Consider the following 14,309-nt stretch of genomic DNA (forward strand, 5'->3'; position numbering starts at 1 on the left):
AGGCGTGCAGCCAATGGAAGAACAGGTGGAAATCAGATGGCCTTGCCGATCATGCACTGGCCGTGTGTATCGGGCGCAATGAAAATTTGGCACATGCAGGAAGCCGCTGCACCGCTGGCGAAGGCTTTGCGTTACAGGGCGGGCTACCGCAGCTGGCTGTCCTTGCTGCCGCGCCTGTTATAAAGAGAGACCGTCTTTTGCTCCTGATCCGCTTCCTGCTGGCAGGCAATGCACAGGCGCACGCCGGGCAAGGCTTTTTGCCGTGCCTGTGGTATGGCGTCGCCGCATTCTTCGCAATGCGTCAGGCTTTCACCACTGGGAAGGTTGCGCCGCGCACGGGCAACTTCGTCATTGATGGAATCCTGAATCTGGTCCTGCACCGCGCCGTCTCCGGCCCAACCGCTTGCCATGATGTCCTCCTTTTTACGGCTGCTTTGTGTACAGCCAGTATATGAAATATAAATCCGGCGGGCGAAAAAAGGAAGCAGCCCGGCAAACCTGAAAGGCCGCCGGGCTGAGAGAGTGTCTTTCTGCCGAACTGTCTAATCAGGCAGTGGAACGTCTGTCTGGTATCCGGAGGCCATGCATTGGGCGATAAGCTCTCCGTCACCATCAAACACTTTAACAGTATAGCTCTGTATGCGTTGACCCTTACGTACAATATAGGATTCAGCCGCCAAGGGGCCGCATTTGCCAGGACGCAGGAATTCAATGGTGGTTGAAAGGCTTACCACGCCCATATCTTTGCCTGCATTGGCCGCAGCACCAAAGGCCACGTCAGCCAGCGCAAAAATAGCGCCGCCGTGGGCCATTCCCATGCCATTTTTATGGTTTTCGGTAATGGGCATGGTCACTCTGGCGAATTCCGGAGTGGCGGTTTCAATGGTCATTTGCAGGTAGCGCACAAGTTTGTCGTGTTTTTCGACGTAGTTTCTCATGTGTTCTCCAAGGTTGCCAAAAGCAAGCCGGAAGCCAAAGGCTTCCGGCACAGTGTCTACAGTAACGTATCCGTCAGTGCGGCATGTAAATATTACTCTACCTGCTGAATGCCGTCCAGCTTCCAGCTGCCCCCCTGCACAGGGCGCATGAAATGCCATACTTCACGCACAGTAGACGGAGCCTGCTGGTCCGGGCTTTCGCGCATCAGCACGTCAAAGAATACCTGTGCGTACTGCTCGTTGCCTTCATTTTCCACGCCAAGCAGTTGGGCATTGACCAACAGAAGCTCAGTTGTGCTGGGCTTGGGGTCGGCTTCCATCTGCTCACTCACAGAGTGCTGCACAGCGGCGCTGGTGAACTGGGCCACATCATTCATGTCGCGCTTGTCCCAGGCACTTTGCAGCCGGGTATAGGCCATTTTGGCGCCACGCAGAAATTCTTCAACATCAAAGCCTTCAGGCATGGGAATATTGGGACCAGCGGCAGCCTGAGGCGCCGCGCCTTGTGCGTTGTCGCGCAGTACATCCCAGCCGTTATTGCCTGTGGATTCGCGCTGCATGCCCTGCATGCGGTCTTCATAGGCGTTGCCCTGCGCGCCCGCGCCAGCTGCTGCGGGAGCTTGACGGTTGCGAAAACGGGCAAAGAGCTTGAGAGCCAGAAAAGCCAGCAGGCCAAAGAGGATGATATCCATAAAGCCGCCGCCCGCAAAGCCGCCGCCAGACAGCAGAGAGCCGAGCAGCGTGCCTGCCAGAAGGCCGCCAAAAAGGCCGCCCATGCCGCCGAACATACCAGGGCGCGGCCCCTGTGGCGCAGCCTGCGCCTGACTTGCAGGCTGGCGTGGCGCTTGGGGGGTGTCTTGCCGCATGGCCGGTTTTTGCGCGGGGGTACTCATAAAGGGCTTGCTGCCGAAAGAACGTCCACCTCCTAGGCGGGCCGCTTCGGTGCTGTCAGGCAGGGCAAGCATGATGGAACAGCAGAGAAAAAGAACAATGGTCAGAAAGGCACTAAATTTCATGAACAGCTCCCATGAGGGGGTTGTTGGGTTGCAGGGTGCGATGGTCGCACGGTCTGTTTAGCCTTTTTGTACCATAAACATTGTGACAGAAAAGGCAAGGGCCGGATTTTTGTCCGGCCCTTGCAGTGAAACAAGAAAAAAGAATTTTTAATGGTGCGTTAGATGCGAACCAACTGTATTGAAAACGGACGATATTTTTTAATCCCACTTTACTGATAGCGAGGCCGTACGCCCAAAAGCGTCTGTCTTCTCCGGCCCGGCCTGCATAGCAAATCAGCGTTTGCGGGCGTCGGCCTGACCGTCTACATACATCCAGAGCAGAGCGCCAAGACTGAGGGGTTTGGGCTGGCCGTCGGGTCCTTTAAGAGGATCCCCGGGAGTAATCGCCGTGCAGCACCACCAGCCCGGCTGATTAAGGATGAAGGAAAACTGCCCTGCCTTGTCTGTGCGGGCCGACAGCTCTTCATGCCAGGGCGTGGGAACGGAACGCTTTTCTGTATTGATGCGAGCCATACGTACGGCAGCATTGGGTAAAGGCTTGCCATTCAGCAGGGCTACCCCTGTAAAGAGGGCGGGCGCGGTGAGTCCGAAGGGACGGGTAAGAGCCTGAATTTCAAATGTCTGGCCAACAGGCTGATCCCATCCGCGCTCCACGCCGTGCACGGGCAGCATGGTTTTGACGTAATGCTGCAAAAATTGCCCTTGAGCTGCGTCCCACCAGGGGCGGCCTTCAATAATAAACTGATAAAGGCCGGGAGTGGTCAGGGCCACGTTGGCGCCCCAGGCTTTCTGGTCCAGGTAGCCTATTTCCTCCACATCGCCCAAGAGGTCACGGCGCTCTGGCTGAACCAGACCGTCCTTGACGGGGCTGGCATTGTCATAACGCAACGCGGCGAACAACTGCGGCATGTCCATGACAAGACCCTGATTCTGGAAGGGGCGCATCATAGTGATGAGCACGTCAACCTGTTCGTCAATGGAAGGAAGTTCTGGTGCTGGCGGCGGCGTGGGGGTATCTGCCCCCGGCTGCGCGGGAGCCTGGGCCGAAGCCTGATCCCCATTGGGTGCGGCCTTGGTTGGCGCGGCGGCAGGTTCCGGTTTGCGGGCGTTAGCAGCGGCTTTGGCGGCGTCCGTACTTTTTTCGGGCTTGGCCGCAGGCTGTTTGCTGTCCTGCTTTTTATCCTCGCGCTTGGCCGCCGATTCCGCCTTGTCGCTCTTTGGCGGAGCTTCAATGCTGGGCTGGCTTGGCACCAGCAAGGTGACCTGAGCGCTGGCCGAAACCGTTGAAAGGGTACAGCACAAGGCTACCCAAAAGGCAGCAGACAAAACTACGCCCGCCATACGCGGCAGGCTGAATGAAAAGAAAAGGCGCGGCATGAATGCTCCTGAAATGCCCAAAGTGGCGGCCCTGTAACTCAAAACGGTGCTGAGCCCAAAGGCGGAACGTTCTATTTTCGTCAACGTAACAGAACGCTCATGCATTGTCATGTGGCAGACTGGTGACTTTCTTGCCCGTTGGCACACGAAAATGCGAGATCGCTTGCGTACACGGCATCGTCCTTGGGGGTACGCGCCACAACCAGCACGTCCACACGTTTCGCGCCAGCCTTCAGCAGGGCGAGACTAGCCGACCGAAGCGTGCTGCCTGTGGTCATAACATCGTCCACCAGCCACAGACGCAGCCCCCTGGCTTGTGAGGAAGCCCCAAAGCTGTGGCGTACATTCTCAGGCCGCGAGCGGGCACTGAGGCCAATCTGGGCAGGACCGGGGCGAGTACGGCAAAGCAGGTCGGGCCTGAGCGCAAGGCCGGTCTGCACATGCAGCGCCTTGGCGAGCTCATGAGCCTGATTGTATCCTCTTTGCCGCAAATGGGCAGGGTATTGGGGCACAGCCACCAGCGCATCAGCTACGGGCAGGCAGCGGGCTGCTTCAAGAAGAAAAGAGCTGAGAAGAGGGGCCAGATAAAGGTGCCCGTCAAATTTGAGCCGTAAGAGCACATGGCGCAGGGATTCGCGATAAAGCCCGTGAAATGCCGTGTGCGTCCAGGGTGGCGGGTCTGTGAGGCAGCGACCACACAGACTGGCTTTTTGCTCTGAATGTGATGGTTCGTCGGCCACGGTGGAAGACATGAAGGGCAAGCCGCACAATGGGCAACGGGCCCCCTTGTAGGGAGCAAGCAAACTGCGGCACTGAGGGCACAGAGGGTAGGCAGGCGTGAAAATATCCGTAGCGGAGGTGCATGCCTGGTCAGAAAAGATTTCGTGATCGGGACTGAACGGGCGCAGACAGTGAAAACACCGCATTTGGGCAAGGCCCAGACGTTGGGCGGCAATGGAGAGCCTGCGGCCAAGTTGCAGCTTCATTCTGCTACCTGACCGTCCGGTTTACGATATGGGCCAGATATGATTTCACAGATAAGGAGGTTGGCGAAGGCCGATCAGCAGGAGCTTGATGCGCTGTCTTTGCCGCAGCCGGGGCCGGGAGCAGTCGTGGGATCATAGCCCGGCACCTTGCCAGCCATAAGCCTGCAGCCCCAGTCGTGCCCCCATGCACGCAACGCGGCGCGCACAGCGGGGCGTTCTTCAAGGTCTTTTACTCTTTCCAGCCCGCGCAGCAGCCGGGTTTCGCTGATGGTTGCGTTAAGCGGAGAAAGGAAATAGCGCAATGTCAGCAGGGAACCTGAAAAAAGCAGTTTACCCCGGGGCCTTCCGGCCACAAGACTTACCAGCGTGGGCTTGACCGGGGGACGGGGCAACGAAGGTTTGCCCGCCGGGGGGTGGTTTTGCGCGGCCCAAAAGCGTTGGGTGCGGTCAATAAGCGCCTTGAAATGGGCGGGCAGGGAATAAAAGTAGATAGGCGCGGATATGAAAAGCAGGGGAGCGGCCTCAATGAGAGAAAATACCTCTTCAGCGCGGTCGATATTTCCGCCGGAATTTCGGCCCGCAAGGGTGCATTTATGCGGCGGCTTGGTGCAGCCGCCACAGTCAATACAGCCTTCAAACGCATAATCACGCAGAGCTACAGTTTGCAGGCAGGCTCCAGCTTCGGCCACGCCTTCAGCCACAAGACTGGCTATGGAGTCTGAAACTCCGTTGGGGTGCGGGCTGCAAAGGAGGGCTACCGGGTTGCTCATGGCCTGAACTCACCACAAAAGGGGTTGTTGGCGGCTTCGTCGCCAATTTTGCTGGTCGGCCCGTGTCCCGGGTAGACCAGTGTTTCTGCGGGCAGTTTGAACAGCACGTCCCTGACAGAGCGCAACAGGGTGTCGTGGTCGCCGCCGGGAAAGTCCGTGCGGCCAATGGAGCGGTAGAACAGGGCGTCACCTGTGAAAACCGCTTTTTCTTCAGGAAAATAGAGTGAAACTCCCCCCGGGGTATGGCCGGGAGTTTTAAGCACTTCACAAACCATCTCACCGAGGATCGTTTTGCCGATAGGTATGGGGCAACTCGTAAATTCCGGTACTTCCGGGAAACCCCATACTCCGCCCTTGCCGGATTCCGTGCCCGCAAGACTGTCGTCATCCTGCGGAACATAAGCGAAAACGCCCGTAGCATCTTCCAGGGCAGCTACACCGTACATATGGTCAAAGTGGCGGTGCGTTATGCAGATGGCGTCAAGCTTGAGGCTGTGTGTCTTCAGATACTCAAGCATGGGCGCGGGGTCGCCGCCTACGTCAATGGCAACAGCCCTGTCGGTGCAATGGATAAGATAGCTGTTGGTCTGTAGAGGGCCTATGGGAAAAGTGGCAACGGCCATGCGTAAATTCCTTGTGGTATGAATGCGGTGCGGAGGTCGGCGGGGCGCGCCTCAAAGATCAGCAGCGCGGTTTATGACTTTCGTCAGCCCGATACTATCCTCTTAATTTTCGATGGGCAAGTATTCCATAGGTTCTCTGGAACCCTGCGCGGCAGTTTTTCAAGATATTTTCTAGACAAGCTTTTACCAGCACACTACACTGCCGCGATGAAACAGGATTTTAAGACCAGAGAAGGACTTTAGGACATGACCCAGCACACGACACGGAAAAATGCCAGAGTGGACCACAAGGGCAAAAGTCATGATACGCGGAATGCGCAGTCCGGCGCAGCCGTTCAGGGCGAACCGTCTGGCGAAGCTGCCCGTCCGGAATGGGCGGGAAGAGCCGGGTCCTTCTGGGAAGTGCCGATGCGCGGTGAAAGCGGTAATGAGCGGGCGTGGTCAGAACTGCGTTATATACAGGAGCTTGCCCGCGAAGACCTTATAGAAATGGAAGGGCTGCTATGCCGTCAGCTGTCAGCCTTTTTGAGTTTTAGCGGGCACGCGCTCTATTTTCCCCGGGATCATGCCCAGGATGAACCGCAGTTGCTGGCGCGTGAACGCAGGTTGCTTTTGCCCCTGCTCTGGCGTGACCGCCTGCTCGGCATGGTCATGCTGCACGGCGTGCGTGCGCGTGAGGTGCGTCCCCTTCTGAAAGTGCTGCCAGCTCTTGCCTCTTTGTGTCTGGAAAATCTTGCCCGTGCCAAGGCGGCACGCACTGATGCCGTTACTGCGCTGGCCACGGAAGAAAGCCTTTTTGCCCGTATGGAAGGCGAAGCCGAAAGAGTGCGCGCGCATCTTGAAGAACCTTCCGCGCCGGAAGGTCTTGCAATCCCTATGTACCGAATGTGTATGGGGATTGTGCTGTTGCGGCTGGGCAACGGGCCGGGCATGGTGCGGCGGCATGGCTTTGCCTTTGGCGAAAATGTCATGAGCCAGCTTGCCGATGCCTGCCGGGCTGTTCTGCCCTCAGATGTGCTGGCTGCGCGAGTGGGTTCGCACGAAATAGCTCTTCTGCTTTCAGCCAGTGGGCGCGGCGCATGCCACAAGCTTGCCCGGTCTGTTCTGGCCCGTATGGAAGCCTTGCGCCCTGTATCGACGTTGACGAAGCAGCCCACAGCACTCCGCCTGTGCGCGGGGCATGCCTTGTATCCACAGGACATGCAGGGTCCAGAAATGAGGCTCGGCATGTATGAACAGGCCCGCCTGCTTATGGCCAGAGCACGGCTGGCGGCGGACGTAGCGGGTCAAACTGCCACGGGCGTAGCTGGCAATCGCTCCGGCGAAGGGCGGATAATGCCTTTTGCCCGCATTCTGCAAGAAGGCGGTCTTGTGCTGGAAACCCTGCCAGTGGGCCGCATGCGCATCAGTCTGGGGCGGCAGGCCAAAGCCCGCGAGGGTATGCGTTTTGCGGTGTGGAGCGCTGCCCCGGGACCAAAGGCGCGCCATAAGGGTGAAATCGTACTGCTGCGCGTGGGCGACAAAGACTCCATTGCTGAAATTTTGCACTTGGCAGACACAACATTTCTGCCTGCACCCGGCGACAGTCTGGCCCTTCTTGGTCAAAGTCCGGTGCTCAGCCCCGACCTTGACGGTCACGACCCGGCGTTGAGTTTTCCGGGAGCGCAGGATTTTCTTTCCACATCGCCCACTGCGGCATTGCAGCAAAAAGCGGGCTCCCCTTCGCAGGGGGAAGCCGCCGCGCATGCGCCGGATCTGCCTGAAACCAAAACGCCTTTGCCGGAGGACAGCACCAGGCTGCCAACCGATGGGCCCGTGCTCCCTGACGAAGACGAAAAGCGCACAACGGGCAGTTTTCAGCCTGAGTCCACCCCTGCTGTTCATGCCGGAAAAACGGCGCAAGCCGAGTCAATGGCTCTTTGCGGGCACGGTGATTTCCTCAACCGTTTTGCGCAGGAAAGTGAGCGTTACGCGCGTTTCGTGCTTGCCATTGTTCGTATGGAAGGTGCCTCCAGTTCAAACGCGGCAACAGCTCTGCACCTGTGGGAGAAACTGTTGCGCAAGAAAGGTTTGAGTGAAGCGGGAGCTGCGCCCCTGGCCGGGCTTTATGGCAGCAACAGCCTGATATTTTTCCATCCAGGCGTTGAACCGCAGAATGCGACAACCCTGTACGAAGCCTTGTGCACTGCCCTGAAAGATGAGGGTATTGACGCGGCGGCGGGGTTGGCGGCCTTTCCCTTCCTGCAATACCGCAAGGCCGAAATGCCTGACTGCGCCCTCAAAGCCTTGGAATACGCCCTCCTTCTGCCTCATCCCAGGGTGGGACAATGCAGTTCGCTGGCCCTTAATATCAGCGCTGACCGCCGCTACAGCCTTGGCGATGTTTTTGGCGCGCTAGAAGAGTACAAGCTTTCGCTGCTGGCCGACGAAACCAATGTTATGGCCTGGAATTCTCTTGGCGTATGTATGGCGGCACTGGGGCGCGGGCATGAGGCGAGAAGACATTTTCTTGAGGCTCTGCGGCACAAGCCGGACGACGGGGCAGCCAAGCAGATTTACTATAATCTTGGCAATGTCTGCCAAAGCCTGGGAGAACGCCGCGCCGCCGCCCGCTACTACCGCCAGTGCGTTAAGGTGGCTCCTGACCATCTTTTTGCCCATATCCGTCTGGGGCAGTTGTGCGAGCAGGGCGGCAGAAGGGCAGAAGCCCGCCGCTATTATGAACTGGCCGCCGCCATTGAGGACGCCACTCCCGGGCGGCCCGGCGTCGCCCGGCGGCATCTGGCCCGAGTGGCAGCCCGGCAGCGCAAGGGCGGCGAGGCACGTGAACTGCTGCATGAGGCCTTGCTGCGGAATCCGCAGGACCCTGCATCCATGCTGCTGCTGGCCAATATCTATCTTGACGGTAATGAAGACCCCGCTATGGCCGAATTGCTGGCCCGCAAGAGCGCAGGTCTGCACGACAGGCCCGAAGCCTGGCAGACCCTGGCTCGCGCTTTGCGCGCTCTTGACCGGGAAGACGAAGCCCGGCTGGCTGAAGCCAGAGCCGTACTGGGCTGAGTTGCAGCGTAGGTTGGTGTTTTTAACGAAAAGGGGCGGCTTGTGCCGCCCCTTTTCGTTATTTCTTTTTTGTTGTTTGCAGGTAATGCCGCTGGAAGCTGCGGCAGATTCTTAAACACGCAGATCGAGCTTTCTGTGTGCGTCCATCTGGTAAGATTTTGGTTTGACGCCAAAGAACTTGGAAAAAGCCGCGCCAAAATGTCCCACATTGGTGTAGCCCACGGCCCAGGCAACCTCGCTCACATTCATGTCCCCAGCCTCCAGCAGCTGGCCAGCCTTGTGCATGCGGTCTTCATGCAGGCAGCGGTAAGGGGCCATATCATACAGGCGCTGAAAACCCGCCTTGAGCTTGTTGACGTTCATTCCCACTTTGGCGGCCAGATCCGGCAAGGAGGGAGGGGCCGTCATGTGGGCGCATAGCAGGTGCCGTGCCCGGCGGATGCGTTCAATGTCGCCAGTATTGAGGGGGCAGGCTCTGCTTCGTGACTGCAAGCCCTCGCGCCCTATTTCGTCGATTACCTCAGACAGCAGTTGCAGCGCTTTGCCCTGAAGATAAAGCTCCAGCGACACGCCGCTTTTGCGGCAGGAGAAAAACTGCGAAACCAACATGCGCAACGTGGGATTGAGGCGGTTGTTCTGGTTGGTTGGCAGGGCTTTGTGCAAGGGCGCGGCTTTTTCAAGACCCATAAGATTTCTCAGGCACTGGGCTTCAAGGCTGAGCCCCAGCATCTGCACAGGCTGCTTTTTGCATATGGAAAAAATGCCCTGGCTGCCCGGCATGTAAAAGGCAATGCCTGTATCCGGCCCTGCTCCCAGCTTGCAGGGTTTTCCAGCAGCATTGGCCCTGTATTCGGCTTCACCACTCAATACAAAGGCAAATTCCAGGCTGTCGCCACGCAGGCCTGTATCAATAGAAATTTCTTCATCGGGCTTAAAATCCATAATATTCAGTGTAATTCCCGGCATTATTTGCATATCCCAGAGGCCGCATTGGGGCAGTGGAAGCTGCTGCACAGGGCGCGCTTGGCTGGCGCATGATGAGCGCTGCATCATTGTCTCCAGTGATCAATTATTGAAGCTATATGAAATTAAAATTCATTTTCTATTGCGTGTCAATCCTGCATTTTCCGCAGCAGGCCTGAATATTCCGGCTGTTTTTCCATTTTTTCTCGCCTGAGTGAGCAAAATTTATTCCTGACGGGGAAGATTTGATTTTGCTTGCGGCTTACCAAGATGTGTCGCCGAAAGGGGATCGGCGAGCGACATAACATCTCAGAAAATGTGCAATGGGGGCGAGAAATGAGAAGAATTTTTATAATAGGCCGGCTGGGTATACTTGCGATGATTTTGTTGGCTCATCTGGGGAACAACAAGGTCTTTGCTTCGGAGGAAGAGCCCATTCAGCTTGATTCCGTAGTGGTCAGCGCGCAAAAATTCAGAACAGACAAGCAGGACGTGCCCTCGAACATCAGCGTTGTTGACAGCAAGACCATGCAGGACAGCGGTGTGGACAATCTGGAAGGCCTGAGCGCTCTGGCCCCCAATATCGGCATTTCAAAAATTGACACGTACAGCACCCAGGTAGTCTTTCGCGGCATCGGCGGCATGGCCAATATGAACAAGGTGTGGAACATCAATATGGACGGCGTAGCCATACCCTATGTGGGGCTGGATACGTTTCTGGATGTGGACCGCGTGGAATTTCTGCGCGGCAGCCAAGGCGCTCTTTACGGGCGCAATACTCATGCCGGGGCCGTCAACATCATCACCAAGGACCCCGGCAGCAGTGCCAACGGCAACGTCACGCTCAACTACGAAAGCTTCAATACGCTGAAAGCACGGGCAGCTGCGGGCAGCCCCATAAATGACGTGGCCTCTTACCGTATGGCCGTGGCCTACAAGCGTTCGGACGGTTACTTTCACAACGAATATTACGACAAGAACGACACCAATAATAACGAGCAGTTCACCGCGCGCGGCAAGGTTCTTCTTCAGGCTGACGACAAAAGTAAACTTACCCTTGGCATGTACGCCGACAAATACGAGTCAGCCTTCGACAGTTACGGGCCTGCCAATGGTGATGTAACCCTGAATACTGAAAACAACAGGCGCGGCCATAACGACGGCTATCTGCTGTCGCCCACCCTTACATGGGAGAAGGACTTCGGTTCTGTAAACGTAACCTCCATATCCAACTACAGCCGTTCCAACTATAACTACCTTCAGGACTGGGATTTCAGCCGCTTTGACATCATGTATTCCACCTATGACGAGGATTTCAATACCCTCAGTCAGGAACTGCGCTTCAACGGCGGCAGCGACGAGTTCAAATGGATGTTCGGCCTGTTTGGCCTTTGGGAACGCATTGACACCAAGACCAACATCCTTTTCGGCGATGACGCCGCTGCCAATGGCATGAGCCCCGGTGACCACGCGCAGCAAAACTCCACAGTAAACAGCTACATTGGTTCTTCTTTCGGGCAGATTGTCTACCGCCTTTTTCCGTCTATCGAGCTTACGGGCGCGGTGCGCTTTGACTACGAGCGCAAGACGCTGGATTGGAAAAACAAAACCAACCTTGATTATGTGCCCACGGGCAAGCTTGATATGAGCAAGGACTGGCTGGCCCTGTCGCCTTCAGCCAGTATAGCCCGGCTGTTTGCCGAAAAGCAGCGCGTGTATGGCTCTGTTGCCAGAGGCTTCAAGTCTGGCGATTTCAACAATGTCATGGTTGAAGTGCCACTGGTGGAGCACGCCGTTGACCCGGAATATACGACAACTTACGAAGTGGGCTATAAGGGCAGGCTGCTGGGAAACCGTCTGGAGCTTAACGCTGCCCTGTTCTACATCGACTGGGACAACATGCAGGTGGATATTGAAAGCACTGAAGGTATGTTCAATCCCTATCAGAAAATGAACGCGGGCCGCGCGCATTCCAGCGGCATGGAGCTAGAGGCCCGGGCCTTGATCATGCCGGGTTGGGAAGTGTTCGCCAGCCTTGGCTACATGTTTCAGTATGAATTTGACGAATTTCGCAAAGACGCCACCACAGACCTTTCAGGAAAAAAACTGCCCTTTACTAATGCCTATACCGTTGGCTTCGGCACCGTGTTCCGCACGGAGTTTGGCTTTTATGCGGGCGTGGACAGCAGCATTAGCGGCCGCAAGTACCTTGTGGAAGACAACTCTCTCAAACAGAACGCCTATATGCTGCTTAACGCCAAGATCGGTTATGAGAAGGACAACTGGGACGTCTATCTGTACGGCAGAAACCTGCTGGACGAGCGGTATGCCACTACGGCCTTCAGCGGAGCAAAGCGTGCGGGTGAACCCCTCGTTGTCGGCGTGCAGTGCGGGTATACCTTCTAGCTCCGCCTCCGGGGCACCCATCTTTATCTGACTGGCCGGGCCTGCATCTGTCATGCGTGGGGGCCTCGTGCGTGCGGTTGTATGGCCGGCCACAAAGGAAAATCAGTCAGAACGGCATAAGGACAAGCTATGACCGATTCAAGAGAAAGAATACCTGCCGGGGGCCAAGCCGATGAGCGCCAGTCGCCTGCCGTTCCCGCTCCCCGCTCCGGCGGCCATGCGTGGGCCACCCGCGCTTTGTATGCAGGGATGTTCGGAGCCTTGCTCATGTACGCGGGCGATATGTTGCTTTTCGGCAGGCTGTCCAATACCGACATTTCGCCCGAAGGCGTGACTGCCGTCATGCAGGAGGTGGCCGCGGGCTCTCCGCTCCGTCTTATGCTGGGCGGGGGCCTGGGGCCGCTGGCAGGATTTTTCTATGCCGCCGGATTCTACGGCGTAACGGCTATGGTGCGGCGGGAACATCCCTTTTTGCGCTGGGCCATTATGGGGTTGTTCTGTCTGGCTATGATATATGGCGGTGCGTACCACAGCCACTATCCGCACCTGGCCTATGCGGCGGCTGGCAGTCCTCAAGAAGCGTCCTGTGCCTCAAATTACATAAATGCCCTGACTATGGGGGCAGTGCTGCCAATGGCTTTGGCCAGCCTGCTTTTCATCTATGCCGTGCTTGGCGGTAAAACCCTGTACAGAAAATACACAGTTCTGTTTTCACCGCTGCCGCTTATTCTGTCTGGAATGATTTTCAGCCATTTGCCGTCACCGTTGACGACGCTTGTGGGAGGCGGCTGGAACAACCTTCTGTTTCTCATTTTCTTTGGTGTGTGCCTCAGGCAGGCAAGAGCGCGGGGCGCGGCCATGCCGGATTGTGCGGCAACTTTGTGCCATACTGAAAAGAATGAGGATATTGGGGTGTTGTCAGCCAGCCTTGATGCGTCGCGGCAGGCACAATCGCAACTGGCGGAGGTGCCTGCCGGCGGTATTGCCGCGGTCTGCGGGGTGAATTGTTCCGGCCCGGTCAAGCAGCGCCTCGCGGCTTTGGGGCTCATACCCGGATGTGCCGTGCGGGTACTGCGCACGGGCAAGGTTCTTGTGCTGGAATGTTGCGGCACCTTCATTGCTGTTGGGCGGGATTTTGCCCGTCATATAGCCGTGAACCAAACTACAAAATACGCGGATAAGGCGAACGGCGGGCAGAAATGAGGCAGGCGACGATGACTGATCTGGGTGATATGTGGGTGGCCGTGGCGGGGCAGCCCAATACGGGAAAATCCACTATTTTCAGTGCGCTTACGGGCATGCATCAAGAGGTGGGCAACTGGCCGGGAAAGACTGTGGAAAAAAAGCAGGGCAAAGCTCCCGCACAGCAGGGTGGCTACAATGTGGTTGACCTGCCCGGCAGTTACAGCCTGCATGCCCAGTCGCCGGAAGAAAGTATCGCTGTAGAGTATCTGCTTGGCAGTTCACCGGACGTCACCGTGGTAGTGGCCAGTGCTGTCAGTCCGGAGCGCACCCTGGCCTACGCCCTGGACGTGCTTGCCCTCGGGCGGCCCATTATACTGGCGCTCAATATGGCGGATATGGCCGCCAGCAATGGTGTGAGTATGGATGTCTCAACTGTGGCTGCTGGCTTTGGCGTGCCAGTGGTATTGCTTTCCGCCGTGCGCAAAAATGGTGTGGAACCATTGCGTGAAGCCATTGGGCAGGCATTGCGGCGGCCTTCTGCCCCTGGCCGTGTACCAGAAGCTGTGTTCAAATTATTGCCTGCGCCGTTGCGGCGTGAGGTATTTCAAGTCAGGGATAGCCTGATCTCACAAGGAATAGCGGATGGGCGGGCTTTGTCCCTGCTTTGGCAGGCCTTGGGCGGAAGCGCGCTCAACCCGAATGGAGAAGGTAACTCGGGTTCCGGTTATGCAGCAGAAGGTGCCGAGTTTCTGGCAAAGGCGCACGGTGCAAGCTGCAAGCATGGCCGTGCTATGGATGCTGGCGGTATACAAAGCAGATGCTCTGCCGGGCAAAATGCCGAGGGGGCGAGCCATGCGCAGGGTGAGGATTACCATGCTGTTTTAAACACTTTGTGCTCTGAAGAGCATCGCCATCAATTCTGCGAGGCACGGCAGGCATGGCTGGAAAAACTTGTGGGACGCGACAGTGTACAGGCTTTGGTCAG

The 14,309-nt window shown here is 57.1% G+C and carries 12 protein-coding genes; 4 read left to right on the forward strand and 8 right to left on the reverse strand.

Annotation, left to right across the window (positions count from 1 at the left end; genetic code table 11):
* Positions 1-143: 143 nt before the first annotated feature.
* The 7 genes from QM579_RS01650 to QM579_RS01680 form a co-directional block, all read right to left on the reverse strand.
* Positions 144-410 (reverse strand): DksA/TraR family C4-type zinc finger protein, encoded by a 267-nt coding sequence (locus QM579_RS01650; RefSeq protein WP_414997491.1) that lies wholly within the window; start codon positions 408-410, stop codon positions 144-146.
* Positions 411-542: 132 nt separating this feature from the next.
* Positions 543-938, reverse strand: coding sequence for a PaaI family thioesterase (locus tag QM579_RS01655; RefSeq protein WP_414997492.1), 396 nt, complete (start codon positions 936-938; stop codon positions 543-545).
* A gap of 92 nt (positions 939-1,030) precedes the next feature.
* Positions 1,031-1,954, reverse strand: a complete 924-nt coding sequence (locus QM579_RS01660; RefSeq protein WP_414997493.1) for a Tim44 domain-containing protein — start codon at positions 1,952-1,954, stop codon at positions 1,031-1,033.
* Between the two features lie 273 nt (positions 1,955-2,227).
* Positions 2,228-3,331, reverse strand: a complete 1,104-nt coding sequence (locus QM579_RS01665; RefSeq protein WP_414997494.1) for a DUF4198 domain-containing protein — start codon at positions 3,329-3,331, stop codon at positions 2,228-2,230.
* A 107-nt stretch (positions 3,332-3,438) separates the two neighbouring features.
* Positions 3,439-4,317 carry a ComF family protein gene (locus QM579_RS01670; RefSeq protein ID WP_414997495.1) on the reverse strand — a complete coding sequence of 293 codons (879 nt, stop codon included), beginning with the start codon at positions 4,315-4,317 and terminating at the stop codon, positions 3,439-3,441.
* 74 nt (positions 4,318-4,391) lie between these two features.
* Positions 4,392-5,087 carry a flavodoxin family protein gene (locus QM579_RS01675; protein WP_414997496.1) on the reverse strand — a complete coding sequence of 232 codons (696 nt, stop codon included), beginning with the start codon at positions 5,085-5,087 and terminating at the stop codon, positions 4,392-4,394.
* Complete coding sequence (locus QM579_RS01680; protein ID WP_414997497.1) at positions 5,084-5,710, reverse strand: MBL fold metallo-hydrolase; 627 nt, start codon at positions 5,708-5,710, stop codon at positions 5,084-5,086. Before QM579_RS01680 ends, QM579_RS01675 begins: the two co-directional genes overlap by 4 nt.
* Positions 5,711-5,956: 246 nt before the next feature.
* Between QM579_RS01680 and QM579_RS01685 the strand changes: the two genes are divergently transcribed.
* Positions 5,957-8,770 carry a tetratricopeptide repeat protein gene (locus QM579_RS01685; protein ID WP_414997498.1) on the forward strand — a complete coding sequence of 938 codons (2,814 nt, stop codon included), beginning with the start codon at positions 5,957-5,959 and terminating at the stop codon, positions 8,768-8,770.
* 111 nt (positions 8,771-8,881) lie between these two features.
* Here QM579_RS01685 and QM579_RS01690 read toward each other — a convergent pair whose 3' ends face one another.
* The gene (locus QM579_RS01690; RefSeq protein ID WP_414997499.1) at positions 8,882-9,736 is read right to left on the reverse strand and encodes a helix-turn-helix domain-containing protein; all 855 of its coding nucleotides are present in this window, start codon (positions 9,734-9,736) and stop codon (positions 8,882-8,884) included.
* 375 nt (positions 9,737-10,111) lie between these two features.
* Here QM579_RS01690 and QM579_RS01695 point away from each other — a divergent pair, with 375 nt between their 5' ends.
* The 3 genes from QM579_RS01695 to QM579_RS01705 form a co-directional block, all read left to right on the forward strand.
* Entirely contained in the window at positions 10,112-12,139 is a 2,028-nt protein-coding gene (locus QM579_RS01695; RefSeq protein ID WP_414997500.1) for a TonB-dependent receptor, read from the forward strand.
* A gap of 129 nt (positions 12,140-12,268) precedes the next feature.
* Positions 12,269-13,342, forward strand: a complete 1,074-nt coding sequence (locus tag QM579_RS01700) for a DUF6796 family protein (protein ID WP_414997501.1) — start codon at positions 12,269-12,271, stop codon at positions 13,340-13,342.
* A gap of 11 nt (positions 13,343-13,353) precedes the next feature.
* The coding region (locus QM579_RS01705; protein ID WP_414997502.1) for a FeoB small GTPase domain-containing protein at positions 13,354-14,309 on the forward strand (956 nt) is incomplete at its 3' end.

This window comes from Desulfovibrio sp., assembly GCF_047607245.1.
Taxonomy (GTDB): Bacteria; Desulfobacterota; Desulfovibrionia; order Desulfovibrionales; family Desulfovibrionaceae; genus Desulfovibrio.